This window comes from Pseudomonas sp. MH9.3 (assembly GCF_034354675.1).
Lineage (GTDB): Bacteria > Pseudomonadota > Gammaproteobacteria > Pseudomonadales > Pseudomonadaceae > Aquipseudomonas.
On the sequence record NZ_CP133785.1, the window covers coordinates 4,076,992 to 4,103,739 of the forward strand.

The 26,748-nt window shown below is 61.2% G+C and carries 25 protein-coding genes and 1 tRNA gene; 12 read left to right on the forward strand and 14 right to left on the reverse strand.

The genetic code is table 11. The features are described from left to right. Positions 1-117: 117 nt before the first annotated feature. A complete protein-coding gene (locus RHM60_RS18105) occupies positions 118-456 on the forward strand; it encodes a tryptophan synthase subunit beta (RefSeq protein ID WP_209987399.1) in 339 nt (112 codons plus the stop codon). A gap of 55 nt (positions 457-511) precedes the next feature. Here the strand turns inward: RHM60_RS18105 and lapD are convergent, their stop codons facing one another. Together lapD and lapG are read right to left on the reverse strand one after the other, a co-directional pair. After that, positions 512-2,458, reverse strand: a complete 1,947-nt coding sequence (gene lapD, locus RHM60_RS18110; RefSeq protein WP_209987402.1) for a cyclic di-GMP receptor LapD — start codon at positions 2,456-2,458, stop codon at positions 512-514. A gap of 11 nt (positions 2,459-2,469) precedes the next feature. Further along, entirely contained in the window at positions 2,470-3,162 is a 693-nt protein-coding gene (lapG, locus tag RHM60_RS18115) for a cysteine protease LapG (protein ID WP_373460635.1), read from the reverse strand. Between the two features lie 290 nt (positions 3,163-3,452). Here lapG and bcsQ point away from each other — a divergent pair, with 290 nt between their 5' ends. Next, on the forward strand, positions 3,453-4,397 hold the full coding sequence (gene bcsQ / locus RHM60_RS18120) for a cellulose biosynthesis protein BcsQ (RefSeq protein ID WP_322212405.1): 945 nt from the start codon (positions 3,453-3,455) through the stop codon (positions 4,395-4,397). Between the two features lie 240 nt (positions 4,398-4,637). On the opposite strand, the gene RHM60_RS18125 is transcribed toward bcsQ, so the two are convergent. From RHM60_RS18125 to RHM60_RS18145, 5 genes are all read right to left on the reverse strand, one after another. After that, positions 4,638-5,825 (reverse strand): methyltransferase, encoded by a 1,188-nt coding sequence (locus tag RHM60_RS18125; RefSeq protein WP_322212406.1) that lies wholly within the window; start codon positions 5,823-5,825, stop codon positions 4,638-4,640. Further along, positions 5,806-6,495: an ABC transporter permease gene (locus RHM60_RS18130; RefSeq protein WP_057008627.1), complete on the reverse strand. Its 690-nt coding sequence runs from the start codon at positions 6,493-6,495 to the stop codon at positions 5,806-5,808. Before RHM60_RS18130 ends, RHM60_RS18125 begins: the two co-directional genes overlap by 20 nt. 38 nt (positions 6,496-6,533) lie before the next feature. Continuing rightward, the gene (locus RHM60_RS18135) at positions 6,534-7,229 is read right to left on the reverse strand and encodes an ABC transporter permease (RefSeq protein WP_209987410.1); all 696 of its coding nucleotides are present in this window, start codon (positions 7,227-7,229) and stop codon (positions 6,534-6,536) included. A 73-nt stretch (positions 7,230-7,302) separates the two neighbouring features. Next, positions 7,303-8,055, reverse strand: a complete 753-nt coding sequence (locus RHM60_RS18140; RefSeq protein WP_057008583.1) for an ABC transporter substrate-binding protein — start codon at positions 8,053-8,055, stop codon at positions 7,303-7,305. 13 nt (positions 8,056-8,068) lie between these two features. Then, a complete protein-coding gene (locus RHM60_RS18145; RefSeq protein WP_209987413.1) occupies positions 8,069-8,842 on the reverse strand; it encodes an ABC transporter ATP-binding protein in 774 nt (257 codons plus the stop codon). Between the two features lie 554 nt (positions 8,843-9,396). Between RHM60_RS18145 and gabP the strand changes: the two genes are divergently transcribed. Further along, positions 9,397-10,788 carry a GABA permease gene (gabP, locus tag RHM60_RS18150; RefSeq protein ID WP_209987417.1) on the forward strand — a complete coding sequence of 464 codons (1,392 nt, stop codon included), beginning with the start codon at positions 9,397-9,399 and terminating at the stop codon, positions 10,786-10,788. Between the two features lie 123 nt (positions 10,789-10,911). Here gabP and RHM60_RS18155 read toward each other — a convergent pair whose 3' ends face one another. Next, the gene (locus RHM60_RS18155; RefSeq protein WP_209987420.1) at positions 10,912-11,325 is read right to left on the reverse strand and encodes a hypothetical protein; all 414 of its coding nucleotides are present in this window, start codon (positions 11,323-11,325) and stop codon (positions 10,912-10,914) included. 153 nt (positions 11,326-11,478) lie between these two features. On the opposite strand from RHM60_RS18155, the gene RHM60_RS18160 reads away from it, so the two are divergent. Together RHM60_RS18160 and RHM60_RS18165 are read left to right on the forward strand one after the other, a co-directional pair. Then, positions 11,479-12,444, forward strand: coding sequence for an arsenic resistance protein (locus RHM60_RS18160; RefSeq protein WP_322212407.1), 966 nt, complete (start codon positions 11,479-11,481; stop codon positions 12,442-12,444). 86 nt (positions 12,445-12,530) lie between these two features. After that, on the forward strand, positions 12,531-14,138 hold the full coding sequence (locus tag RHM60_RS18165) for a hypothetical protein (protein ID WP_322212408.1): 1,608 nt from the start codon (positions 12,531-12,533) through the stop codon (positions 14,136-14,138). Between the two features lie 24 nt (positions 14,139-14,162). Here RHM60_RS18165 and RHM60_RS18170 read toward each other — a convergent pair whose 3' ends face one another. The 5 genes from RHM60_RS18170 to RHM60_RS18190 all read right to left on the reverse strand — a co-directional run bounded on the left by RHM60_RS18170 (position 14,163) and on the right by RHM60_RS18190 (position 19,338). Continuing rightward, a complete protein-coding gene (locus RHM60_RS18170; RefSeq protein WP_322212409.1) occupies positions 14,163-15,323 on the reverse strand; it encodes a Fic family protein in 1,161 nt (386 codons plus the stop codon). 289 nt (positions 15,324-15,612) lie between these two features. Further along, positions 15,613-15,688 (reverse strand) — tRNA-Phe (locus tag RHM60_RS18175). A gap of 103 nt (positions 15,689-15,791) precedes the next feature. Continuing rightward, positions 15,792-16,064, reverse strand: a complete 273-nt coding sequence (locus RHM60_RS18180; protein ID WP_057008576.1) for an oxidative damage protection protein — start codon at positions 16,062-16,064, stop codon at positions 15,792-15,794. Continuing rightward, the gene (gene mutY / locus RHM60_RS18185; protein WP_209987429.1) at positions 16,061-17,128 is read right to left on the reverse strand and encodes an A/G-specific adenine glycosylase; all 1,068 of its coding nucleotides are present in this window, start codon (positions 17,126-17,128) and stop codon (positions 16,061-16,063) included. Before mutY ends, RHM60_RS18180 begins: the two co-directional genes overlap by 4 nt. After that, positions 17,125-19,338 carry an AsmA family protein gene (locus RHM60_RS18190; RefSeq protein ID WP_209987431.1) on the reverse strand — a complete coding sequence of 738 codons (2,214 nt, stop codon included), beginning with the start codon at positions 19,336-19,338 and terminating at the stop codon, positions 17,125-17,127. The genes mutY and RHM60_RS18190 overlap by 4 nt, the downstream gene beginning before the upstream one ends. Positions 19,339-19,662: 324 nt before the next feature. Here RHM60_RS18190 and RHM60_RS18195 point away from each other — a divergent pair, with 324 nt between their 5' ends. The 7 genes from RHM60_RS18195 to RHM60_RS18225 all read left to right on the forward strand — a co-directional run bounded on the left by RHM60_RS18195 (position 19,663) and on the right by RHM60_RS18225 (position 25,499). Further along, complete coding sequence (locus RHM60_RS18195) at positions 19,663-21,297, forward strand: OFA family MFS transporter (protein WP_209987433.1); 1,635 nt, start codon at positions 19,663-19,665, stop codon at positions 21,295-21,297. A gap of 257 nt (positions 21,298-21,554) precedes the next feature. After that, complete coding sequence (gene hisB / locus RHM60_RS18200) at positions 21,555-22,148, forward strand: imidazoleglycerol-phosphate dehydratase HisB (protein WP_003237513.1); 594 nt, start codon at positions 21,555-21,557, stop codon at positions 22,146-22,148. Next, on the forward strand, positions 22,148-22,786 hold the full coding sequence (gene hisH, locus RHM60_RS18205; protein ID WP_057008572.1) for an imidazole glycerol phosphate synthase subunit HisH: 639 nt from the start codon (positions 22,148-22,150) through the stop codon (positions 22,784-22,786). Before hisB ends, hisH begins: the two co-directional genes overlap by 1 nt. Next, the gene (locus tag RHM60_RS18210; protein ID WP_231422697.1) at positions 22,786-23,043 is read left to right on the forward strand and encodes a DUF2164 domain-containing protein; all 258 of its coding nucleotides are present in this window, start codon (positions 22,786-22,788) and stop codon (positions 23,041-23,043) included. Before hisH ends, RHM60_RS18210 begins: the two co-directional genes overlap by 1 nt. A 39-nt stretch (positions 23,044-23,082) precedes the next feature. Continuing rightward, entirely contained in the window at positions 23,083-23,832 is a 750-nt protein-coding gene (gene hisA / locus RHM60_RS18215) for a 1-(5-phosphoribosyl)-5-[(5-phosphoribosylamino)methylideneamino]imidazole-4-carboxamide isomerase (protein WP_322212411.1), read from the forward strand. Positions 23,833-23,915: 83 nt separating this feature from the next. Continuing rightward, the gene (gene hisF / locus RHM60_RS18220; protein WP_003171107.1) at positions 23,916-24,686 is read left to right on the forward strand and encodes an imidazole glycerol phosphate synthase subunit HisF; all 771 of its coding nucleotides are present in this window, start codon (positions 23,916-23,918) and stop codon (positions 24,684-24,686) included. 66 nt (positions 24,687-24,752) lie between these two features. Further along, complete coding sequence (locus RHM60_RS18225) at positions 24,753-25,499, forward strand: substrate-binding periplasmic protein (protein WP_231422699.1); 747 nt, start codon at positions 24,753-24,755, stop codon at positions 25,497-25,499. 474 nt (positions 25,500-25,973) lie between these two features. Here RHM60_RS18225 and RHM60_RS18230 read toward each other — a convergent pair whose 3' ends face one another. After that, a complete protein-coding gene (locus tag RHM60_RS18230; RefSeq protein ID WP_322212412.1) occupies positions 25,974-26,747 on the reverse strand; it encodes a divergent polysaccharide deacetylase family protein in 774 nt (257 codons plus the stop codon). Position 26,748: the final 1 nt, after the last annotated feature.

The following is a 26,748-nucleotide window of genomic DNA, read 5'->3' on the forward strand; positions in this document are numbered from 1 at the left end:
AGGCGGCACCCATCCATAAGGATTGGCGCCGCCGGGCATCAGCTTCGGGAAAATCTGTGTAATCTCTGTGGGCGCCGTGCGCGATGCCTGCAGGGATTTTTTATTGGGAGAACGCTGATGTTCTACGTGCAACGCGATCAATACAACGCGCTGGTTCGCGTCGAGGCGCAGGCTTTTAGCGAGGCCACCGAGACACTGCCGGCCGACCACCATGAGATCCAGGCGTGGTTTGCCGGTGATGCGGTGGACAACAGCCTCAAGCAGCTCAAGCAAAGTGACCTTGAGATGATTCGAGTGCTGGATGACTTGATTCAGGTGCTGATCACCAAGAACGTGATGAGCATCACCGATCTGCCGCCGGCGGCGCAGGTCAAGTTTCTTGAGCGCACCCAGGCGCGGGCCGCGCTGGGCGGCTTGAGTGAGCTGATCAACGACGATGAAACCGGCTTGATCTGACCCCGGCCACCTCCTTTACGGCGTGGCCGTCAAGGAGGTTCCAGGTGTCAGCGCTTCACTTCCAGGGCGCGGGTTCACCGACCAGTCGGCCTTGCACCCCTTCGATGCCCATCTCGCGGATCACCCGCAACTCACCTTCGGTTTCCACGCGCTCGGCAATCAACGGCAGGTCGATGCTGTGGGCGGCGCGCTGGATGGCTTCGATGAAAAAGCGCTTGTGGCTTTCGTGGTCAATGGCGCGGATGTAGCTGCCGTCGATTTTCAGGTAGGCCAGCCCCAGGTTCGCCAGGTTGCCGATCATGCTGAAGCGCCCGCCGAAACGCTGCAGGCCGAGGCTGAAGCCCAGGTTGCGCATGCGCCGGGTCAGGCGCTCCAGTTCGGTCTGTTCGGGCACTTGCTCCTCGCCGATCTCCAGCGTCAGCTGTGCGCCCAGCGTTGGGTGCTGGGCCAGGCGTTCGAATACCCGCTCCAGGGCTTGAGGGTCCTGCAGGGTCGCGGCCGACAGGTTCAAGGCCGCTGAGACGGGGTGCTGGCTCAGGTGTTTGATCACCAGGTCCAGCATCAGGTGGTCGAGCCGCGCGGTCCAGCCGAAGCGTTCCAGCCAGGGCAGGAAGTGGCCAGCCGCGATGGTCTGGTTCTGGTTGTCGAGCAGGCGCGACAGCACCTTGTAATGCAGCACCTGCCGGGTGTCGCCGCTGCTGACCACCGGCTGGAAAAACAACTGGAAGCGGCCTTGCTTCAGCGCGTCATCGAGCAAGGTGTGCCAGCTGTGCGGGTCATCGCTGACGGTGCCGGTGACCTGATGTTCCAGGCACACCCAGCTCTGGCCGCCGCTGGCTTCGGCCTGGGTCAGCGCCTGGTCGGCCAGCATCAGCAGGTCGGCGGAGGCGTCGCCCGGGTTGTACGGCGCCAGGCCGATGAAGGCCACGGTCGGCATGTCGGTGGCGCCGGTTTCGTGCAGGCTTTGCAGGGTCGCCTCCAGCGCCTGGGCCAACTGCAGGGCTTCGTCGCGCACCAGCCCCGGGGCCAGCACTGCGAATTCGCCGCCACGGCTGCGGGTGATGAGGTTGTGGGTTTCCGGGTACTTGGCGCAGGTGCGCACCAGTTGCTGGCTGACCGCCTGCAGCAACTGGTCGGTACGTTGCCCGCCCAGGCGCTGGTTGAGGCCGCTCAGGTCGTTGACGCGCAGCATCAGCAGGTAGCCGGAGCTGGATTCCTCCAGGTTGCTGACCCGCGATTGCAGCTGCATCTCGAAATAGCGACGGTTGGCAAGGCCAGTGAGGCTGTCCTGGTAGGACTCCACGCGCAGCTTCTCGCTGCGCTCGGTCTGCTCATGGAACAGGGCCTTGAGCTTCTCCACCATCTGGTTCATCGCCTGCACGACGCGGCGCAGCTCCGGGGTGCGCGGCAGGTCGGGCAGGCTCAGGAATTCACGACGGGCAATCGCATGGGACTGCTCGACCATGTAGTCCAGCGGCTTCAACTGCCGGCGCAGCAGCAGGGCGCCGAGCACCGCGCTCACCGCCCCGCACACCAGCAACCAACCGAGGCTGCCCAGGGCGCTCTGCCAGAGTTTGGCCAGGGCAAACATCGGGTGGCTGACCACCTCGACCCGTGCTGCCTGCTGCCAGCCGCGGCTGACGATGGCATCACCGCCGGCCGGTTCCAGGCCGATCATCTTCACGAACCACGCCGGTACGTTGCTGGCATCCGGCTCGGCGGCGCGCTCCACCAGTACCTGGTTATTGCTCAGGTCCACCACGCGGATGCTGGCGTAGTAGCCGCTGTCGAAGATCGAGCTGACCATCAGCTCGGTCATCGCCGGGTCATCGATGTTCGGGGTCAGCGACAGGGCCAGCGCGGTGGCCGCGTCCTGAGCGTGGGAGCGCAGCTGGTTGACGTACTGGGTACGCGAGCTCTCCAGGCTGACCATGAAGCTACCGCTGAACGCGACTATCAGGAACACGCAGATAGCGATCAGCAATTGTTTGAACAGTGACATCGTAGCTCCTGTTAATTGTCCGAACTGGCCGGAAACCCTTCAGCGGTCATTTTTTTCAACACATCCTGCCAGCGTGACAGGCGTTTGGTGTCACCGACTTTCTTGTTGCCCGCCGCGCCGGTCAGCCACAGGCCTTCGCCGTTGAAGGCATACACGGGGAGCAAATCCTGGCGTTGGCTGGCAGGCAGAATCGCGTCCATCAGGCTGTCGAGCACCAGGGGCATGGCCTCGGGGCTCGCATAATACGTCAGCACCATGTGCGCACGGTTCTGACGCAGCGCCTTGACGTAGGTAATGCGCAATTTCTCGGCCGGCACGCCGAGGTGGCGCAGGCTGAAGTACTTGGCGATGGCGTAGTCTTCACAGTCGCCCGCGCCTTTCCACAGCGACTGAATGGGGGTGGCCCAGTAATCGACCTCGTGCCACAGGTCGATGTCTTCCTCGTAGTGCAACTGCCGATTGAAGAAGAGGTTGACCACCTTGAGCTGCTCGGCCTCGCTTACCTGTTTCTGGGTGGACAGCAACTGTTGCCACGCATCGATGCGCTGGCGCCCGGCGCCAAGTGGACCGTACAGCGTTTCGGCGCGTCGGCTGATCTGGCTGAAATCCCAATCGGCCAGCAAATCGCCCAGCAGCCCGCCCGCCAACAGCAGCGTGACGGCGAAACCGTAGAGGACCCGAGGGAGTTTGAAGCGTAACGCCACTGCGATTACCCAGGCATGCAGCATGGAAGGTGCGGCAATGGTGAGGCGATACCCTGCAAAAGACAATGGCACAGTGGAATCACTTTTGATGAATTGCAGAAAGTGTTCGTCATTTAATTGGCTATTTTCCACTCGTCCGAAAGAATGCTGGCAATTTGATCAAAATAATGACACTTGCGCTTCGCTGTCGGAGAATGAGCCATCAAAATGCCTACAAGAAGACCTGCGGTGAAGCCAGTATCTTGCCGACCTTTCACGTCTTTACACGGCGCTGTTAAGGAGTTCCGGCCATGAGCCGCACCGATTATCTATTTGCCCTGTTCGGCAAGAGCGTTTCCCGCGACCCTGAGGGAAGAAACGCTCGGCTGCACTTCTTCGGCACCGTGCCGTTTGACGATGGCACGCGGGTGAACCAGAGAGACGGCTCGCATTACCGTAGTCATCCTCAGGAGCGATTCCAGCCGGGCGAGCAGCAGGTTGCCCGCCCAACGGTGGTGGCGGTGGTGTCGATCAACGGCGGCGTGGGGCGCAGCACCCTGGTCACGGCGTTGAGCAGCGGCCTGCAACGACTCGGCGAGTCGGTGATGGCCCTGGATCTGGACCCACAGAACGCGCTGCGCCACCACTTCGGCGTAGAGGCCGAGCAACCTGGCCTGGGCCGTGCCAGCCTGCTTAATGCACCGTGGACGAGCGTCGTGCAATCCGGGTTTGCCGGGTGCCAGGTCATCCCGTTTGGCGACACCGACAGCCATCAGAAGGAAAGCCTGCAGCGCTGGCTTACGCGTGAGCCCAAGTGGCTGGCGCAGCGCTTGTCGGCACTGGCGCTGGATGAGCGCGGCCTGGTGATCATCGATACCCCGGCAGGCAATAACGTCTATTTGCAGCAGGCATTGAGCGTGGCCGATATCGTGCTGGTGGTCACGCAGCCCAATGCCGCCTGCCTCGGCACACTGGATCAAGTGGATGAATTGCTGGCGCCGTGCCTTGAGCGTGCGCCGCGTTGCCACATTGTGATCAATCAAATGGATGATAAGTCGGCGTTCAGCCTGGAGATGTTCGAGGCTTTCAAGCAACGTCTGGGTGACAGATCCGTTCATGTGATCCACCACGATTCATCCATCAGCGAAGCCTTGGCGTTCGCCTCCGACCCGCTGGATAACATACGCGTGAGCCTGGCTGGCGACGATATCAACGGCCTGTGCCGGCTGTTGATTGCCCGTAAAAAACGTCCATAAGTCGCGGTTTATACGCGTAACGCCAGATGCTTATGCACAATCGTTCGGTGCCACCTGTCACAAAACAGCCATGGTGCGGCTTTGTTCGCGTTACGTTGCAACTGCCTGTTTTGCGTGCGTTTTATTATGTGAACAAAAAATGACCAGCACCGCTTGCGGGCTGTAGGGTAGGTGGCTACAGCCTCTGTAAAGATTTCATCAACAGAGTTATCCACAGGGCGTGCGGGTAAATGCTGCCCCTTAATCGCGCTCGGCCAGCAGCATCAGGTTACGCGGCGTCAGCGAGGGTTCGCAGAAGGTGCCCAGTTCAACGGCGTAGCCTTGTTCCTGCAAAAACAGCGCGCGATCCAGCACCAGCCATACTTCCAATGGCCGGCGAAACAGCCCACGCAGCAACTCGAGGTTTCTGACTTCGGCCAGACGACGCCAGCCGTACGCCTCCAGCGTTTCCCACGGTTGCTCTCCTGTGGATAAACCCTTGAGGCGTGCCAGCTCCTTGCAGTAGTCGGCGTAGGGTTTGTCCAGCCAACTGGCAGGCAACGAGGGAGTGGCGAGGTAGTCGTCGACGCCGCGCAGTTGCCGTTGCAGAGGGTCGAAGCCCAGGCGCCAGGCCATGGAGCGGTCGAGCCGCTGGCGCACGCGCTTGCCGGCGGTCACGGTTTCGGTGAGGGGCAAGCCGAGGTCATCCACCGAAAGGCGCAGTGCCGAGGCACGGCCTGCGCCCGAGAGTGGCTGATAGCGATCGGCATTGATGCGGTTATAGCAGCAGGGCGACAGCGCCAATTGCCTGCAGCCAGCGGCGCTGGCCACTTGCAGCAGACGCACATGCAGGTCACCGCAGGCGTGCAGGGCGACGGGCGTGTGCTCGGGGCCGATTGCCACGTCTGCCATCACGTCCTGCAGACGATGGGTGGCGGGCAGCCGATGGTGATCGCTCAGGGCTTGCCCGGCCGCGATCAGGTTCGGGTCGTATTCGAGGCACGTCAGCGTTTGCCCGGTGTGCAGCAGGCGGCGGCCAAGGTGACCTTTGCCCGCGCACCAGTCCAGCCAATGCCTGGGCGTGTCGGCAAAGTGCAGGGCTGCGCCGAAGGCTTCGATCTGTTGCCATTTGCGGCCCGGTACGTCGACGTTCAGACGAGGTCGGGCAGGTGCCAGGGTGTGGGCTGGTAATTTATCCACAGCGCTCAGTTGCAATGCTTGTCGCGCGAGCTGTGGAAACGGCGCCGGTGCGGGTAAATCGTGGGGTTGGTTGTGGCTGTCTTGCGCCTCGCCCAGGGTGCGTTGGCGCAGCCAGGCGGCGAGTTGCGGGTGCTCGGTTTCCCAAGGCAAATGGCGATGAACAAAGGGCCGTGGTCGCCACAGCCCCTGGTGCTCGATCAGGAACGCATCCAGCGCGTGGAAGCGCGCCTCAACGTCCCTGGCAGGCATCGACGCGTAGCCAGCGTTCCAGCAGTTTGAAGCCGCGTACCAGGATGTAGGCCATCAGCAGGTAGAACAGCCCGGCAGCGAAGAAGATCTCCACCGGCAAATAGGTGCGCGCGATGATGGTACGGGCCATGCCGGTCAGTTCCAGCAGGGTCACCGTGCTGGCCAGGGCGCTGGCCTTGAGCATCAGGATCACTTCGTTGCTGTACGCCGGCAGGCCGATGCGCGAGGCGCGCGGCAGGATGATATAGAACAGCGTCTTCGGCCTGGACATGCCCAGGGCACGCGCCGCTTCGATCTCGCCTGGCGGGATCGCCTGGATCGCGCCGCGCAGGATCTCGGCGATATAGGCAGCGGTGTGCAGGGTCATGGTGGCGGTGGCGCACCAGAACGGATCGCGCAGGTACGGCCACATGAAGCTGTGGCGCACCGAATCGAACTGCGCCAGGCCGTAGTACACCAGAAACAACTGCACCAGCAGCGGCGTGCCACGGAAGAAAAAGATGTAGCCGTAGGGCAGGGCGCGCACGTACCACAGGCGCGATGAGCGGGCGATCCCGAGCGGGATCGCCAGCAGCAGGCCGGCGATGACCGCAATGGCCACCAGCTCCAGGGTGAGGGTGGCGCCCTGTGCCAGTTTGGGCAGCCACTTGATGATCACCGCCCAGTTCAGGCCCAGGTCGAAATGCGCCAGCCAGCTGTAGTCGCCGCTCATTGGGTGCTCCTTGCAAAGCCGCGGGCGGCGCGTTTTTCCAGGAAGTACATGCCGCTCATGGCCAGCACCGTGAGGCCCAGGTACATGAGTGCCGCGACCATGAAGAAGGTGAACGGTTGCTTGGTGACGGTCACGCCGATCTGCGCGTGGCGCATGATTTCTTCAAGGCCGATCACCGATACCAGCGCAGTGTCCTTCATCAGGATCATGAACAGGTTGCCCAGGCCCGGCAGGGCGATGCGCCACATCTGCGGCATGATCAATCGGGTAAAAATCCGCAACCGGGACAGCCCCAACGCCACACCGGCTTCGCGGTGGCCCTTGGGAATGGCGAGTATCGCACCACGGAACACTTCCGTGGCGTAGGCGCCAAAGCACAGGCCCAGGGCGATGACGCCAGCGGCGAACGCGCTGAGTGACAGATCGGGGATACCGAAGGTCTCGCCCAGGCTACGCATCAGGTTGACCGTGCCGAAATAAATCAGCAGCACCCACAGCAGTTCGGGAATCCCGCGAACGAGGGTCGAGTAGGCCCCGCCCAGCCATTGCAACGGCTTGTAGGGGGACGTCTTGCCCAGGGCGCCGGCAAGGCCCAGCAGCAGCCCCAGACACAGGGCGGTGAGCGCCAGTTTGACGGTCATCAGCGCACCGGCGGCAAGCGCGGGGCCGAATCCGTAGAGATCGAAATTCATGGTGTTTTCATATCGTGGCAGGCAATGCAAAAGCCGGCGCGCTCACGGGAGCGCGCCGGGCAGGCCGTTCAGGTCATTCGATGCTGAACGGGAAGTACTTGTCGTTGATTTTCTTGTAGGTGCCGTCGGCCTTGATCTCTGCCAGGGCTTTGTTCAGGCGCTCGCGCAGCGGGTCGCCCTTGCGTACGGCAATACCGATCTTGTCGCTTTCCACCACCGGGTCGCCCTTGAACTCATAGGCCGAACCGTCTTTGCTCTTGAGCCATTCGTATTGCACGTACTTGTCGGCAAGAATGCCGTCCAGACGACCGGACGTCAGGTCGAGATAGGCGTTTTCCTGGGTGTCGTACAGCTTGGCTTCGGTGTCCGGCAGTTTGTCTTCAAGGTAGGTACCGGCCAGCGTTGCGCGCTGTGCACCGATGATCTTGCCCTTGAGGTAGTCGGCATCGGGCTTGAAGTCGGTAGTGGCTTTCGGCGCGATGAACTGCAGCTTGTTGGAGTAGTACGGGTCGGTGAAGTCGACGGCCTGCTTGCGCTCATCGGTGATCGACAGCGAAGACACCAGGAAGTCGAACTTCTTGGCGTTCAGGGCCGGGATGATGCCGTCCCAGTCGGACACATACACTTCGCACTTCTCGACTTTCATCTTGGCGCACAGGGCGTCGCCGATGTCCTTGTCAAAGCCCACCACGTTGCCGCTGGCGTCTTTATTGTTGAACGGCGGGTAGGCCGCTTCGATCCCCATTTTCAAGGTTTCCGCCATGGCCGTGGCGCTGAACGCCATCGAGACGGCCGCGGCCAGAAGGAATTTTTTATAGTTCTGCATGCAGGTTGCTCCGTTAGCGGTTGCTGGACATGAATTGTTTGCAGCGCGCCGAAAGCGGGTTTTCAAACACCTGCTGTGGCGATCCTTGCTCTTCGACCAGGCCCTGGTGCAGAAACACCACTTCGCTGGACACCTGACGGGCAAACCCCATTTCATGGGTGACCAGCAGCATGGTGCGGCCTTCTTCGGCCAGTGCGCGGATCACATTAAGTACTTCCTGGACCATTTCCGGGTCAAGCGCGGAAGTGGGCTCGTCAAACAGAATGACTTTGGGCTGCATCGCCAGGGTGCGCGCGATGGCCGCGCGTTGTTGCTGGCCACCGGACAATTGCGCAGGGTAGGCGTGGCGCTTGTCGGCGATGCCGACCTTGGCCAGCAGGGCTTCGGCCACTTCGATCGCTTCGGCCTTGCTCTGGCCGCGCACGCGGCGTGGCGCCTCAATGATGTTGTCGAGGATGCTCATGTGCGGCCACAGATTAAAGTTTTGAAACACAAAACCGATTTCGCTGCGCAGGCGGTTGATCTGCTTGCCGTCGGCAGCTTGCAACTCGCCGTTTTTTGCGGCCTTGAGCTTGAGCTCTTCGCCGGCCACCAGGATCTGGCCCTGGTGCGGGTTTTCCAGCAGGTTGATGCAGCGCAGGAGTGTGGATTTGCCGGAACCGGAAGAACCCAGGATCGAGATCACGTCGCCGTCGCGGGCGGTCAGCGAGATACCCTTGAGCACCTCCAGCTCGCCATAGCGTTTATGCAGGTTGCGGATTTCAAGCGCGGGCGTGGCCTCGGCCATGGGGGGTCCTCATTGTGTTCGTTGCATGCGGCGCTGCGGGGCCACCTTCTGGCGAGGCGCCAAGCTAGCATAGCGTCTGGATGACAGCCAACAGCGCTGCGGGCGGTTAAACGGTGGTCTGCGGCAGGGTGTCGCATCGGCACAGCGGCGTGTCGCGCCATCAACAACCGAACAACCGTTTGCCCCGGAATATGCGCAGGCTTTGCGTAAAAAGGGCGCGATGGTGCCAGCTTTGGCCAAGTGTTGGAAGGGTAAAACCGGCAAACGGTGCATATCAGCCCTTTAATAGGGCGTCACGCACTTTTTGTGTGTGTTTTTGGTGCGCTCAAACGTCTTGAATATGGGGTGCACGGTAACGCTATAGCGAAATGCCATTGTTCTCAATGACTTGCGATTTATGCGGAAGCGTCCTACAGGCCGCGCCGGCTGTGGATTCGTAACATTTTGGCGCAAATCTTGCGTAAAAAATAAAGAACGCCCCTGTTGGTTTCTTTTCACGAGAAAGCATCCAGGCCGGGCGGACCGTTTTCGCAATTCCTCGCAAAGGTGTGTCAATGAGTAGTACGCAAAGCTCCAATGACCTCGAACAGGGGCTCAAACCGCGTCACGTCACCATGCTGTCAATTGCCGGCGTCATCGGTGCCGGGTTGTTCGTCGGCTCCGGCCACGCGATTGCTGCCGCTGGCCCTGCCGTACTGCTGGCGTATGCCGCGGCGGGCACGCTGGTGGTATTGGTGATGCGCATGCTCGCCGAAATGGCCGTGGCGTCGCCGGACACCGGTTCGTTCTCCACTTACGCCGACCGCGCGATCGGGCACTGGGCCGGCTTTACCATCGGCTGGTTGTACTGGTGGTTCTGGGTGCTGGTGATTCCACTGGAGGCCAACGCGGCGGCGACCATCCTGCATGCGTGGTTCCCCGACGTGGCCATCTGGGCCTTTACCCTGATCATCACCTTGCTGCTGACGGCGACCAACCTGTTCAGCGTGAAGAACTACGGCGAGTTCGAGTTCTGGTTTGCGTTGATCAAGGTTGTGGCGATCGTGGCCTTCGTCATCCTCGGCCTGGCGGCGATTTTCGGCGTGTTGCCCACCAGCCAGGTCAGCGGCGTGTCGCACCTGTTCGATACCCAAGGTTTCATGCCCAACGGCATGGGCGCGGTGCTGGCGGCCATCCTCACCACCATGTTCTCGTTCATGGGAACCGAGATCGTCACCATTGCGGCGGCTGAATCGAAGAATCCCGGCCAGCAAATCACCAAGGCCACCAACTCGGTGATCTGGCGGATCGGTTTGTTCTACCTGTTGTCGATTTTCATCGTGGTGTCGCTGGTGCCGTGGAACGATCCGACCCTGGCGGCGGTAGGTTCCTACCAGACTGTGCTGGAGCGCATGGGCATCCCGAATGCCAAGCTGATCGTCGACCTGGTGGTGCTGGTGGCGGTGACCAGTTGCCTGAATTCGGCGCTGTACACCGCGTCGCGCATGCTGTTCTCCCTGGGCCGTCGCGGTGATGCTCCGGCTGTGGCCAAGCGCACCAACAAGAGCGGCACGCCTTATTGGGCGGTGCTGCTGTCGACCGGGGCTGCGTTCCTGGCGGTATTCGCCAACTACGTGGCACCGGCGGCGGTGTTTGAATTCCTGCTGGCCAGCTCCGGCGCCATTGCGTTGCTGGTGTATCTGGTGATCGCGGTGTCGCAACTGCGCATGCGTCAGAAGCGTGTGGCGGCGGGTGAGAAGCTCGAATTCAAGATGTGGCTGTTCCCTGGCCTCACTTATGCGGTGATGGTGTTTATCGTGGGTACCTTGACCATCATGCTGTTCCAGGAAGCGCACCGGGTCGAGATTATCGCGACTGGCGTGTTGAGCTTGCTGGTGGTGGCTGCGGGGCTCGTTGTTGCGAGCCGGCGCAAGGCTCAGCGGGCGAGTGCTGCCGTGCTTAACTGATGGTTGAGTGGATGTAGTTCAGGTGTGGGAGGGGGCTTGCTCCCGATAGCGGTGTGTCAGCATCAGGTGTGCTGACTGACAGGCTGCTATCGGGAGCGAGCCCCCTCCCACATTTGTTTTGCGTCAGTCCTGGGAATTCACCAGTGACTGTGACGCCGCCACGTAATCGGCCTGGAACTCTGCAGATTCAATCCACGCCAGCGCCGCCGCTTCATCGTCACTGTCCGTGGTCCATTGCCGATACTCGATCAGCGCGGCCAGGATAAAGTCGGTGGCTTCTTCTTCGCCTTCCTGCTCCAGCACCAGCGCCAGCAACGGGTGCGCCAGGAACGCTGCACACATTGCTTGTTGGCTGACTTCGCTGGCAACGCGCATCTCCAGGAACAGTTCGGTCAAATCCACCGACTCAAGGTCGATACGGTCGTCGTCACCGGCAAACGCATCCGGCTTGGCCGCCACGGCGCGCTGGGTGCGGTTTTGCTTGGCTTTGGCCTTGGCCCGATGGGCACGTTTCTGTTGCTTGTTCGGCGAGGCCATCGGTCGGCTTCCTTGGGTTTGGGGGGGGTATTGAAGCGCAGGTTGGGGTAAATCCCAAGGGGTTGTGTGGAAGGGGCGATTCGCGGTGCTGCTATTGCTCCTTGTTTGTGCTGCTAATACGCTCGCGTCTTTGCATCGGCCTAGAGCGTCTTCATGACCCGCGAAACCCTCGAACACAAGCAGATCCCCCTCTACTTCGTCGCGGTCCTTCTTGCTGCCACGCTGGGCCTGTTCGCGCCTTCGCTGGGGCATGGCCTCGTCGCTCTGGTCACGCCCGCTATCGCCGTGCTGATGTATGCGATGTTCCTGCAGATCCCGTTTCTGGAGCTGCGTCAGGGGGTGGGCAGCAAGCGCTTCATGGCGGCGCTGCTGCTGGCCAATTTCATTCTTGTGCCGTTGCTGGTCTGGGCACTGACCCGAGGCCTTGTGGAGCGCCCGGCACTGCTGGTGGGGGCGTTGCTGGTGTTGCTGACGCCGTGCATCGATTATGTGGTGGTGTTCACCCACATCGGCAAGGGCGATTCGCGGTTGATGCTGGCGGCGACGCCGGTGTTGCTGCTGTTGCAGTTGGCGCTGTTGCCGGTGTACCTGGGGTTGATGTTGGGCACGCAGTCTGAGGTGGTGGTTGAGGTCGGGCCGTTTGTCGCGGCGTTTGTGTGGTTGATTGTGGTGCCGCTGCTGCTGGCGGTACTGACGACGTCCCTGGCGCGACGATCTGCTGTCATCAGTGCGTGGAACAGCGCCTGGGCCTGGTTGCCGGTGCCGGCGATGGCGCTGGTGCTGTTTGTGGTGATCGGTTCGCAGATCACCTCGGTGGTGCGCGATCTCAACCTGCTGCTGCCGGTGATTCCGGTTTACCTGGGTTTTGTGTTGCTGGCGCCATTGCTGGGGATGCTGGCCGCGCGATTGTTCGCGTTGCCGGCGGGGGCGGCGCGTGCGGTGACCTTCAGTGCCGCCACGCGTAACTCGCTGGTGGTGCTGCCGTTGGCACTGGCGCTGCCGGAAGACGTGCGCGGGTTGGCGGCAACGGCGGTGATCCTGCAGACCCTGGTCGAGTTGGTTGCCCAGTTGTTCTACGTGCGCCTGATTCCCGCAGTGGTGTGGCGCAACAATCGGTAAACGCATGAAGTTTCAGGTCTGTTCAGGCGCTATTCAGGGGTGCGTTGTGCACCATGAGCGGCGCCTTACACCTGACAGGTCAACCGATGGATCACCGCAACCGTTTTCGCCTGGAATCCCTGGGCCTGTTTCTGATCGCCCTGTTGTTGTTCATCTTGGGTATCTGGGACCAGCAGCCCCAGGGCTTTGACGGTCGCTGGGCGCTGTTCCTGCAGGAAATGTTTCGCCATGGCGCGAGTCTTTTCCCTACTACCTACGGCCAGCCCTACGCGGACTACCCCGGCACGGCGACGTTCTTCAGCTTTGTGTTTGCCCGAGTCTTCGGTGCGCCCAATCACCTGGCGAATATCTTGCCCACCGCGCTGGCATCCGCCGGGGTGATTGCCGTGATCTACCGGCTGTTGGCCCCTCGCAGCCGGCAATGGGCGCTGCTCACTGTGCTGTTGACCTTGCTCACCACACAACTGCTGGAAAAGTCCCGCTCGGTCTGCCTCGATCAGATGGTCGCGCTGCTCTGCGTGGGCAGCTTCTATCTGCTGCACAGTGGTGAGCGCCTGGGTTCGCGCTGGCGGCAACTGGCGGTGTTTCCGTTGTTCATCCTGGCGTTTGCGATTCGCGGCCCGTTGGGGCTGATCGAGGTCTGCGGCGTGGCATGCGTTTACTGGGCGCTCGGCCGTCCCGGCGAACGGGTCAGGCAGGTGCTGATTCACGGTGTGGTCGGCCTGGTGCTGTTGGCGGCCTGCTGGTGGCTGCTGATGAAGCTGGCGCGGATCAGCGGAGGCGATGCGTTTGCCGACGAGGTATTCAAGATGCAGGTGGGTGGGCGCCTCGATGAAAACGGTGAGCCGTTCTATTTCTACTTCCAGTTGAGTTTGTACCGTTACTTTCCCGTGGTGCCGCTGGCCCTGGCGACCCTGTTTGCGCTGCGCCATCGCTGGGCGCTACGACGGACCGATGAAGACGTGCAAATGGTGGTGCGTCTCGGTGCGTGCGGCTTGATGATTCTGCTCGGCCTGTCGGTGCCGCATTTCAAGCGCGCCTATTACATCCTGCCGATGGTGCCGATGTTTGCCGCTGTCGCCGCCTATGGGCTACTGCATGCGCAGGGCTGGCTCGCTGGCGTGCGCCGATGCTACGAAGGCCTTGTCGCGGCGCTGCCAACGCTGTGCCTGATTGCCGTCCTGGTGTGTCGGCACGCGTGGCAGAAACATGGCTACTGGCCGGACGTATCGTTGCCGCTATTGTTCAGCGTATTGGTGTTGCTGCAGGTGGCGGTGCTGTTCGCCTGGCATCGGGCGGCGCGCCTGGTGTGGCTCAGTCTGATCGCACTGGCGGCGCAATGGCTGCTGCTGGTGGCGGTGGTAGAGCCGTCCAAGGACCTGCAATTCGACACCCGCACGTTTGTCGGTCAGGTCGAATCGCTACGCGCCGTCACCCCTGGACCGTTGGTGTTCGTCGATCTTGGCCAGGACACCTGGGGCGTGCGCTACATGATGAACCTGGATCACGACGAGCGACCGTTGTTCGTAGGGCGCCATGAACTGGAGAAATTGAACGCGCTGCCAAGGCCGTCCTGGGTGATTGTGGAACGCACGCAAACGGTCTTGCTGAAGGGCTCGCCGGTGGAGCATCTGGCTCCGGCGTTCAACGGGCGATTGAATGACAATCCGTTGATGGTGTTTTTGTTGAAGTGAGTGCGACCTTGTCTGGACAAGTCTTCATGCATAAGGCCTGTCCAGCTGCTCAGGGATGAATCCTTCCTCGCGTAGTGACTTGATAACGCCTCTGATCAGGTAGTTGTTGGAGAACCCGATGGTGTAATGCCGTGCACCTGGGTTAACGGGAAGAAGCATGCCCTGATCGACCAGTTTTTTTATCTGGTAGGTTCTTTGTGCGGCGGACAGGCTTGGCAGTACATCGGCAATGTCGCTTGATTTGACGACCTTCAGTTGAACCGCCGTGGTCAGAATTTTTTCCTCAATTGGCGTGATCCATTCTCGCTCTTTTGCCATGGCTATGGTGGGCGCCAGGACGTGCCTGATCAGATAGCCATAATCAGTCAGTCTGCTTACTTTCTCCAGTTCGTCTTTGATCCCCGCGAGAACGTAGATGCACCATGCTTCGAGTCCCTCCTTGGTGCCTGTATCGGCACTGGAGAGCATTGAATAGTACTTTTCCCGATCAATGCAGAACACAGCCGTAGGGTTCAGGACTCGACCGCCCGCGCTGACGTTGAAGCCGTACTTGATTAACAGTGCGTAGGTGAGAAGACGTACGACACGGCCATTGCCGTTCCCGAAGGGATGAATCCAGCCGAATCGGTGGTGGGCCAGGGCGACCTTCATCAGGTCATATTTGGGCGCATCCGGCTTATTCACGAAGGCAATCAGTTCTTGCATATATCCCTGTACCAGCACGGCATCGGGAGGCAAGTGGTCTGATTGGGCTATACGTACTCCAGCTTCACGGTATGCGCCTGGCGTGCGATCACCTTCGCGCGTCAGTCCTTGAACCGTGATCGAATGAAGTTCCCGGATTGCAAACTCGGAGAGGTCTACGCCAGGCTTCACGATGCTTTCAACGTAGTCCATGGCTTTTTCGATATTTGCGATCTCTCGCAATTGATCTGAGTCTTCTGCTTTTCCATCGACTTTACTTTCGATGTAGTCCGCGAGGGTCGTATGGTTGCCCTCAATACGAGCGGAACCGAGGCTCTCCAGCGTGTGAAACAGGTCCTTAAGCTGGAAAAAAACGGCAGGTGGCGTATCGCCCCCCAGTTCCAGGCGGCGCAGATGTTCCAGTTCACTCAGAACGTCAACCAGACCTGAGTCGAATGAAGGGTTCAGAAGCTCAAGATCGTGGTGAAAAAACTCTGCCATGTCGAAAAATATCTCTAATCGATTTTTTATTATCTCAAAAAATGAGCGCTCTGATGCCCGTAAAACGCGGTTTCAGGGCCTCAATAGGGACTACGTTATCTCAAAAACACAATTCAGATAAGTGAAAAGCTTGAGGGGCGCAAGTGGGTTTGGCCAGGTGATCCTTCGTCAGCGGGCCTGTGCCTGAGGGGTGGTATAGGGCCTGCTCAAATCGCAGGCAACAAAAAACCCGCACAAGGCGGGTTTTTTTGTGTTTCGGATGATAGTTGCACCACCTGAAACTAATTAGTGGTGCCCAGAGACGGAATCGAACCGCCGACACGGGGATTTTCAATCCCCTGCTCTACCGACTGAGCTATCTGGGCAACGGGGCGCATTAAACGGGTTTTTCAGGGGGTCGTCAAGCAAGTTTTAGAAAAATATTTAATTATTACCGTCGCTTACGTGCTGACCCCGATTTTTGCTCAATTATTGAGCAGGTGGTACGTAGCCCTCGGCCTGGGCGTATTCCTCGCCGGAAAAGAACTTGTCCATTTCGCCCGCCAGGTATTTGCGGTCTTCGGCGTTCATCATGTTCAGGCGTTTTTCGTTGATCAGCAGGGTCTGGTGTTTAAGCCAGTCGCCCCAGGCTTTGGCGGAGACATTGTCGTAAATGTCCTGGCCCTTGGCGCCCGGGTACGGAGGGCGGTCCAGAGCTGGCAATTCTTCTTTGTACTTGCGGCACATTACGGTGCGGGTCATGACGACACTCCTGCATTCAATACGTCGGCCGCGCGCTTCAGCAGTTTCTTGACCGGGGCGGCAAGGCCCAGGCGCGGCGGGGTGGCGAGGTTATACCAGAGCCAGTCGGCCTCGGCCACGTGATGGGCCGATTCCTCGACCTGTACCAGCCAGGGTTCGATGGCCAGCTGGAAGTGGCTGAAGGTGTGGATCAGCCCCGGCAGTTCCTGATGCTTGCCCAGTTCGAGCGCGTGTTGCTCGGCCAGGTGTTCGAGGTCGGCAAGGTCATCCAGCTCCGGCAGGCTCCACAACCCGCCCCACAGTCCGGTGGAGGGGCGGCGATAAAGCAGAATGGCGCCTTCGGTGTTGGCCAGCATTGGCATCAGTGTGCGTTTCTGCGGGATGGTCTTGCGCGGCTTGGGGATCGGGTAGCGCGTTTCCAGGCCGAGCATGTGGGCCTCGCAGCCTTTTTCCAGCGGGCACAGCAGGCAACTAGGTTTGCTGCGGGTGCAAAGGGTCGCGCCCATGTCCATCATCGCCTGGGTATAGGCGTTGACGCGTTCATGGGGCGTGAAGCGCTCTGCGGTGGCCCATAGCTGCTTGGCCACCTTGGGCTCGCCCGGGTAGCCCTCCTGCGCGGTAAAGCGCGCCAGCACGCGTTTGACGTTGCCATCAAGGATCGGCGCACGCAGGCCCATGCTCAGGCTGGCGATGGCGCCGGCGGTGGACAGGCCGATGCCGGGCAGTTCGGTGAGTTTTTCGACATCCCTGGGAAACTCGCCACCGTACTCGGCCACCACGATCTTCGCGGTCTTTTGCAGGTTGCGCGCCCGGGTGTAGTAGCCCAGGCCGGTCCACAGGTGCAGCACTTCGTCTTCCGGCGCGGCGGCCAGGGCTTCGACCGTCGGCAGCGAGGCCATGAACCGGTCGAAGTAATTGAGCACGGTGCTCACCTGGGTCTGTTGCAGCATGATCTCCGAGACCCACACCCGGTAAGGCGTGATGCCCTGTTGCCAGGGCAGGTCGTGGCGACCATGGCGGTCGTACCAGTCGAGTACGGCCTCTGAAAACTGCTCGTTTCTCATCGTTTGAACAGGCCTTTCAAAGCATCTTTGAGCTGCGGGTTGACCTTGTCGAGCTTCTCTTCCAGTTTCTCGTTGAGGCGATTGCCGGCGGCCTTGATGGCGACCTGGCCGAGGCCGTCCTTGTCCAGGCGGCAGGCCTTGGCACCCAGCTCCAGCGGGCCGCGGCAGCGCAGCGGCACTTCGATGTTCTGGAAGTTGGCACCGACCTGGCACGCCGGGTCCGGCACTTCGCGCTGATCGCCTTCGACAATGATGCCGACGCGGTAGTCCATGCCCAGCACGCGCAGGTCGACGTCACCGTTGCCGTTGACGGTCAGGCCCGGGATGCGCACTTTCAGGTCGGGGTTGCTGGCTACGCCATTGCGGAACGTGAGGTTGCCGCGCAGTTCCTCGAACGGCGTGTCCTTGCCCGGAGGCGTGTTGCTCAGGGTCTTGCGGTTGAGCAGGGCGATGCCGGTGCACACTTGTTGCTCAATATTGGCATTGAGCAGCACGCCGTTGTTGATCACGAAGCTGGCGGTGCCGTTGAGACTGTCGATCAGCGCTTTCTGGCTGTTGCCGCGGCCGCTGAGGTTGCTGTCGAGGGTGACCTGGCCTTTCACCGGCGGGGTTTGCCCCTGGGCTTGCAGGATGCGTTCGACCGGCACTTGCCTGATATGGCTTTGCAACGCGAGCAGCGGAATATCCTGGCGCACGTCGAGCGTGCCGTTGGCCTGGAAGGTGCCGTTGTAGAGACCGCCGCTGAGGGCGTCGAGCTTGAGCTGGCCGTCGATGCCGGAGGCTTTCAGCACGGCGTTCTGGATCGGCAGTTTGCTCAAGGTCAACTGACCAAAGGCAAGGTCGGCATTCACGTCGAGGGTACGCAGGCGGGTGAGCGGCAGCAGCTTGTCGGTGCTCCAGGCGCTTTTGGTCGGCGCGTCGGGCAGCGGCGTGGTGCCACCGGCAGCCATGGCCCCGGCTTCGCTGTTTTGCACTTCGGCCTGGCGGGCGGCGGTGGCGCCCTTGGCGGACTCGGACTTGGCCGGCAAATAGTTGTCGGCGTTGAAGGTGTCGCCCTTGAGCTGCATGCGCAGCGACTGTTTGGCGAAATCTTCCACGGCGATGCGGCCGGTGAAGGTGCTGCCGTCGAGCTTCAGGTTCAGGTCTTCGAGCGCCACGCTGGTGGGCGTGCCCTTCAGACGGCTGACCAGCTCGACCTTGCTCAGGCTGCCGTCGGCCATCGGCGGCAGCGGGTGGCCGACGCTGTCGAGGAATTTGGCGAGGTCGAATTGGGCGATGGACAGGGCGCCGCTGAGCTGCGGGGTCTTGTCCAGGTCGTTGACCTTCAGTTCGCCCAGCGCGCGCAGTTGGTTGGCCGACAGTTTCAGGTTGGTCCATTCGGCGATGTTCGCCGCCTGGTCCACCAGCAACTGGCCCTGGGTGGAGAAGGTCACGGTCTTGCCCTGCAGCGGCTCGCCGGTGGCTTCACCGGAGATCTTCATGTCTTCGAACTGGTAACGCTTGAGGGCGCGCTGGATGCGCAGGTTGCCGTTGAGCTCGGTCTTGATGCGCATCACCGGCTGGTTGCTGCCGAAGAACGCGGTGAGCTTCACCGGAATGCTTGCGCCTTCATGCACGGCGCCGGCGCTCAGCTGGATACTCTCGGCGCTGAACTGCTTGCCGGTCTGCTCATCGTTGTATTCGACGCGCGCGTTGTTGACGGTCAGGCTGTCGATGTCCAGGCGAATCGGCTTGGCCGGTTTCTCCGGCTCGGCCTCGGCCGGTTGTTCCGCCGGAGCAGGGGTGCCGGTGGTGGTCGCCACCGTCACGTTCTTGCCGATATCTTCCCAGTTGCCATGGCCCTGCTTGTCGCGGTTCAGGCGCAGGTTCAGGCCTTCGACCCGCACATCGCTCATCTGCACTTCGCGGCGCAGCAGGGGCAGCACGCGCACCGACAGGCCGAGCATCTGCAGATCGGCGAATGGCTGGGTCGGGGTGGTCAGGGTTGCCACGCTGGCGTCATGCAGTTCAAGACCGAGCCAGGGGAACAGGCTCCAGCCGATATCGCCATTGAGCGTCAGCTCGATGTGGGCCTTGTCGCGGGCAATCTGGCGAATCTCTTCCTTGTAGTCGTTGGGATCGAAGAGGTGGGTCAGGGCAAAGCCGAGAGCCACAATGATCAGCAACAGCCCGAGGAGTACCAGACCCAGGATTTTGCCGAACGCTTTCATGGGCGAGTCCTTGTATGTCGATTTCAAAATTTAGCCGCAGAGTATAACGCCCGACGGCCTGAGTCAGTTCAGCGATCGTTACATTGTATCCAGATCGAGAAGAACAGGAATTTGGCGTCAGAAAAAACGAATTTCCTGAAAAAGTGATATCAGTTTGGTTTTTCTTGTCTCTACAGGTGCTAATCTCTGCGCGTTCGTCCGCCTTCTGCGACCTATCGTCGCGCCAAAATGGAGCTTTACTCGACCACCACGGCCACGCTTTGCGTGCAATGCCGAGGGGGAGAGCGCCTGACGGACACACACTAACAACTGGGGGAAACACCAATGAGCACAAAGCCTGCGTTCCTGTCCAAGGAGCGCATTATCGCCAAACCGGGGTTCAACCGCTGGCTGGTTCCACCGGCCGCCCTGGCCATCCACCTGTGCATCGGCATGGCCTACGGCTTCTCGGTGTTCTGGCTGCCGCTGTCCAAAGCGCTGGGTATTACCGCGCCGGTTGCGTGTGCACCGGACATGAGCTTTATCACGCAGGTCTTTTCGTCCCAGTGTGACTGGCCCATCTCCATGCTGGGCTGGATCTACACCCTGTTTTTCATTTTCCTGGGCTGCTCGGCAGCGATCTGGGGCGGCTGGCTGGAACACGCCGGGCCGCGCAAGGCTGGCGTTGTATCGGCCCTGTGCTGGTGCGGTGGCCTGTTGATTTCGGCGCTGGGTATCTATACCCACCAGATCTGGCTGATGTGGATCGGTTCCGGCGTGATTGGCGGTATCGGTCTGGGCCTGGGCTATATCTCGCCCGTTTCGACCCTGATCAAGTGGTTCCCGGACAAGCGCGGCATGGCCACCGGCATGGCGATCATGGGCTTCGGCGGCGGCGCGATGGTCGGTGCACCTCTGGCCGCAGCGCTGATGGGTCACTTCGCTTCGCCAACCAGCGTGGGCGTGTGGCAGAGCTTCCTGGTGATGGCTGCGATCTACTTCGTGTTCATGATCGGCGGCGCACTGTCCTACCGCGTACCGCCGACCGGCTGGAAGCCTGAGGGCTGGACGGCGCCGGCGAAAAAAGCCAGCAATGCGATGATCACCCACCGTCACGTGCACGTGAACGTGGCCTGGAAAACCCCGCAATTCCGTCTGGTGTGGCTGGTGCTGTGCCTGAACGTTTCCGCCGGTATCGGCATCCTGGGCATGGCTTCGCCGCTGCTGCAGGAAGTGTTCGGCGGCAAGTTGCTGGGCGTGAATGTGCCGTTTGGCCAACTGGATGCCGGGCAACTGGCGTCGATTGCTGCGATTGCGGCGGGCTTTACCGGTCTGTTGAGCCTGTTCAACATCGGCGGCCGGTTCTTCTGGGCGTCGTTCTCTGACTACCTGGGCCGCAAAAACACCTACTTCGTGTTCTTCGCCCTGGGCTTTGCCCTGTACGCGCTGATCCCGAACCTGGGGCACCTGGGCAACGTGGCGCTGTTCGTGGCGGCGTTCTGCGTGATCCTGTCGATGTACGGCGGCGGCTTCGCCACCGTGCCGGCTTACCTGGCCGACCTGTTCGGTACGCAAATGGTCGGTGCGATCCACGGTCGCCTGCTGACCGCCTGGGCTGCGGCCGGCGTGCTGGGCCCGGTGCTGGTGAACTACCTGCGTGAATATCAATTGAGCATTGGCGTTGAACGCGCTGCGGCCTATGACATCACCTTGTACATCCTCGCCGGTCTGTTGGTGCTGGGCTTCATCTGCAACCTGCTGGTGCGCCCGGTGGCCGACAAGTACTTCATGAGCGACGCCGAACTGGCTGCCGAACAGGCGCTGGGCCATGACAAGGGCGCTGATGCGTCCACCGTGCTGGAGTGGAAAGCCTCCCCTGGCAGCAAGCCGCTGGCGATTGCCGCCTGGCTGGTGGTGGGTATTCCGTTGGCGTGGGGTGTGTGGGTAACCCTGCAGAAGACGGCGGTACTGTTCCACTGATAACGCCGCAATAACTTGTGGGAGGGGGCTTGCTCCCGATGGCGATGGGTCAGTTGCCTATGTGCAGGCTGATCCGCCGCTATCGGGAGCAAGCCCCCTGCCACATTGGGGGTGCCGAGTTCGCATCAGCGGGTTCCAGTTGTATGCACATGTCTATCCCCGACACTCCATCAGTCTTATCCCCTCCGATGTTTCTGTTTGCCGCCCGCACCCCTATAATGGCCACCTTTTTCGCCCAATGATTTGCGGAGCTGGTGATGGTCGAACGTATGGCGTCCGTCGAGCGCGACACTCTGGAAACCCAGATCAAAGCCTCGATCAACCTGGATGGCACCGGAAAGGCCCGATTTGATATCGGTGTCCCCTTCCTTGAGCACATGCTGGACCAGATCGCCCGTCACGGGCTGATCGACCTGGATATCGTCAGCAAGGGCGACCTGCACATCGACGACCACCACACGGTGGAAGACGTGGGCATCACCCTCGGCCAGGCCTTTGCCAAGGCCATCGGCGACAAAAAAGGCATCCGTCGCTACGGCCATGCCTATGTGCCGCTGGATGAAGCGCTGTCGCGCGTGGTCATCGACTTCTCCGGTCGCCCGGGCCTGCAGATGCACGTGCCCTACACCCGCGCCACCGTAGGCGGCTTCGACGTCGACCTGTTCCAGGAATTCTTCCAGGGGTTCGTCAACCACGCACTCGTCAGCCTGCACATCGACAACCTGCGCGGCACCAACACCCACCACCAGATCGAAACCGTGTTCAAGGCCTTCGGCCGCGCGCTGCGCATGGCGGTGGAGCTGGACGACCGCATGGCCGGGCAAATGCCGTCGACCAAGGGCGTCCTGTAATGCAGACGGTCGCGGTTATCGACTACGGCATGGGCAACCTGCATTCGGTGGCCAAGGCCCTCGAACACGTGGGTGCCGGCAAGGTGCTGATCACCAGCGATGCCGATGTGATTCGCGAAGCCGACCGCGTGGTGTTCCCCGGTGTGGGCGCGATTCGCGACTGCATGGCCGAGATTCGTCGCCTGGGCTTTGACAGCCTGGTGCGTGAAGTCAGCCAGGACCGTCCTTTCCTCGGTATCTGCGTGGGCATGCAAGCCCTGCTGGATCGCAGTGAAGAGAACAATGGCGTCGACTGCATCGGCCTGTTCCCCGGCGATGTGAAGTTCTTCGGCAAAGACCTGCACGAAGACGGCGCCCACTTGAAAGTCCCGCACATGGGCTGGAACGAAGTGCGCCAGACGCTGGATCACCCGTTGTGGCATGAGGTGCCGGACATGGCGCGCTTTTACTTCGTGCACAGCTACTACATCGCCGCCGGTAAAGCCGGCCAGGTGGCAGGCGGCGGGCATTACGGCGTCGACTTCGCCGCCGCGCTGGCCGAAGGCTCGCGTTTTGCCGTGCAGTTCCACCCGGAAAAAAGCCATACCCATGGCCTGCAATTGCTGCAGAACTTCGCCGCGTGGGATGGCCGCTGGTAATGGCCAGGAAGGCCAAAGCACCGATCTTGACCCTCACGCCCGAGCAGGAGCGTGAGGCCACCGACAAGATCAAGCGCTTCATGCAGGACCGTTTCGAGCTCACGCTGGGCTCGTTCGAAGTGGCCGAGATTCTTGAGCTGTTCACCCTTGAGGTGGCGCCGCACTATTACAACAGGGCGATTTTCGACACGCAGACGCTCCTTAAAGAAAGGTTCGAAAGCCTCGAAAGCGACTTGTGGTCGCTTGAGAAACCCTGATTTCCCAAGCATTGCTGAATATCGAATAAGGTTTGCCAGATGCTGATTATCCCCGCTATCGATCTCAAGGACGGCGCTTGCGTACGTCTGCGCCAGGGCCGCATGGAAGACTCCACCGTGTTCTCCGATGACCCGGTGAGCATGGCCGCCAAGTGGGTGGAAGGGGGCTGCCGTCGCCTGCATCTGGTGGACCTGAACGGCGCCTTCGAAGGCCAGCCGGTCAATGGTGAGGTGGTCACTGCCATCGCCAAACGCTACCCCAACCTGCCGATCCAGATCGGTGGCGGTATCCGTTCGCTGGAAACCATCGAGCACTACGTCAAGGCGGGCGTGAGCTACGTGATCATCGGCACCAAGGCCGTGAAAGACCCGGCCTTCGTCGCCGAGGCCTGCCGCGCGTTCCCCGGTAAGGTGATCGTGGGCCTGGATGCCAAGGACGGTTTCGTCGCCACCGACGGCTGGGCTGAAATCAGCACCGTGCAGGTGATCGATCTGGCCAAGCAGTTCGAAGCCGACGGCGTCTCCGCCATCGTTTATACCGATATCGCCAAGGACGGCATGATGCAGGGCTGCAACGTGCCGTTTACCGCTGCGCTGGCCGCCGCGACGAAAATCCCGGTGATCGCCTCTGGCGGTATCCACAACCTGGGCGACATCAAGTCGCTGCTGGACGCCAAGGCGCCTGGCATCATCGGCGCCATCACCGGCCGTGCGATTTATGAGGGCACCCTGGATGTGTCCGAAGCTCAGGCCCTGTGTGATGGCTATGAGGCCAGCTTCAAGTTGTAAGCTGCAAGCTGCAAGTAAAAGCAGACCCGCTTCTACTTGCAGCTTGCAGCTCAAAGCTTGCAACTCTTATCGGAGATAAGCCCATGGCGCTGGCCAAACGCATCATCCCTTGCCTGGACGTCGACAACGGTCGCGTGGTCAAGGGCGTCAAGTTCGAGAACATCCGGGATGCCGGCGACCCGGTGGAAATCGCCCGTCGCTACGATGAGCAGGGTGCCGACGAGATTACCTTTCTCGACATCACCGCCAGCGTCGACGGCCGCGACACCACGCTGCATACCGTCGAGCGCATGGCCAGCCAGGTGTTCATCCCGCTGACCGTGGGCGGTGGCGTACGCACCGTGCAGGATATTCGCAACCTGCTCAACGCCGGTGCCGACAAGGTCTCGATCAACACCGCCGCAGTGTTCAATCCGGAGTTCGTCGGCGAGGCTGCGCAGCACTTCGGCTCGCAGTGCATTGTGGTCGCCATCGACGCCAAGAAAGTCTCGGGCCCCGGCGAAACCCCGCGCTGGGAGATCTTCACCCACGGCGGGCGCAAGCCGACCGGCCTGGACGCGGTGGAGTGGGCGATGAAGATGGAAGGCCTGGGTGCGGGCGAAATCCTGCTGACCAGCATGGATCAGGACGGCATGAAAAACGGCTTCGACCTGGGCGTGACCCGCGCCATCAGCGACGCGCTCGGCATCCCGGTGATTGCCTCCGGCGGCGTCGGCAACCTGCAGCACCTGGCCGATGGCGTGATCGAAGGCCACGCCAGCGCAGTGCTGGCGGCGAGCATTTTCCACTTCGGCGAATACACCGTTCCCGAGGCCAAGGCCTACATGGCCGCGCGCGGTATCGTGGTGCGCTAAACGCTGCTGGACAGCATGGCAGGCGCGCGGCACTCTCTGCGCTTGCCATGGATTCCGGTAGCCTACATGTTCAAACAACTCCTGCTTGCCACGTCCCTGCTGTTGGCTGGTGCGGCCCACGCCGACGAACCCTCTGACGCCGCGCTGGTGTTGCTGACGGAAAATTTTCCGCCCTACAACATGGCGAAAAACGGCAAGAACTTCGCCAGGGACGAGAACATCGAAGGCATCGCCGCAGATATCGTGCGCGAGACCTTCAAGCGTGCCGGCATTGCCTACAACCTCACCCTGCGGTTCCCCTGGGAGCGCATCTATAAACTCACCCTGGAAAAACCCGGCTACGGCGTTTTCGTGATGGCGCGCCTGCCCGAGCGTGAAGCGTTGTTCAAATGGGTAGGCCCCATCGGCCCGGATGATTGGGTGCTGCTGGCCAAGGCCGACAGCAGGATTGAGCTCAGCAGCCTCGAGCAGGCGCGCCGCTATAAAATCGGTGCCTACAAGGGTGATGCCATTGCCCAGACCCTGGACAGGCAAGGCCTAAAGCCGCTGGTTGTGCTGCGCGATCAGGACAATGCGCAACGACTCATGGACGGCCAGATCGACCTCTGGGCCACCGGCGATCCCGCCGGGCGTTATCTGGCGCGTCAGGTGGGCGTGACGGGGCTCAAGACGGTGCTGCGCTTCAATAGCGCTCAACTCTACCTCGCGTTGAACAAGAACGTGTCGGATGAACTGGTGGCGAAGCTTCAGGCCACGCTGGATCAATTGCGTAAAGACGGCGTGGTCGACGAGATCATGGCGCGCTACCTTTAACCTGCAGTCACCAGCTCCCACGACTGCAGCACGGCAATCAGCGGGACAAACACAGTCAAAAATGTGGGAGGCTCCGCCAAGTCTTCGACTTAGCGCTGTCGCGCAGCAAACTGGGGCCTCTGTGGCGAGCGGGCTTGCCCCGCGTTGGGGTGCGAAGCGCCCCCAATCAAGCAAAACGCGGTGTACCTGATACGGCTCAGCGCCTGGTTTTGGGGCTGCTGCGCAGCCCAACGCAGGACAAGCCTGCTCGCCACAGGAATGTGGCTGACTGAAACTTCAGGTTTTAAAATCAATACGTTATTTTGTGTTTGATAAGAGCTGGCTTGCCTGCGAAGGCGTCGGCCCGGTAAACATGGATGCTGACTGACGCACCGCTTTCGCAGGCCAGGCACACCGCCGCTCACATAGGGGTCTGCTCTTAACTGAATAGCATTAGGGCAATCCTGCTCCCACAGTGGTATGTCGCCATCTTGGCTAACGGTACTGGCCGTTCTTGCCATGGCGGCCCATGGCCTGATTGCTGCGCAGGCTGATCATCGATTTGATATCGATCCATTCGACGCCTTGTGCCTTGAGCCGGGGCAGTTCGCGCTCCAGCACCGCCAGGGTTTGCGGATAAGGGTGGCCGATCATCACCACCGATCCCTGCTTGTGCGCCAGCTTGATCGCGGTTTGCAGTTGGGTGGTGATGGCCGCTTCGGTGCGTTCGTCATCCAGAAACACATCCCGCGAGACACTGGCCAGGCCAATCTTTTGCGCCTCGGCGGCGGCAACGGTCTGCGCGCTGGTGCGGCTGTCGACAAAGAACTTGTGACGACGCTGCAGCTCGCCCATCAGCCAGGCCATCGCCTGCGGCTGGGCGGTCATGCGGCTGCCCATGTGATTGTTGATGCCAGCGGTGAAAGGCACGGCTTCGAAGGCGGCGTCGAGGCGCTTGCCGAGTTCCTCGATGGGCAATTCAGGGTGCCAGGCGAACGGGCCGGTGGCCGGGTCCATGGGCATGTGCAGGATCACGATCTTGCCGGCCTTGTGGGCTTCGCGGGCGAATTCGGCGGCGTGGGGCGTGTCGGGCATGATCGCGGTGGTGACCGGCCCAGGCAGGGCCAGCACACGCCGATCCCGTGGCAGGTTTTGCCCCAGGTCGTCGATGATCAGGGTCAGGTAGGCCTTTTGAGATTCGCCGGCAGGCGTCGCGTGGGCGACACCTGCCAGGCTGCACAGCACGGCGATAATCAGGGCAAGGCGCATA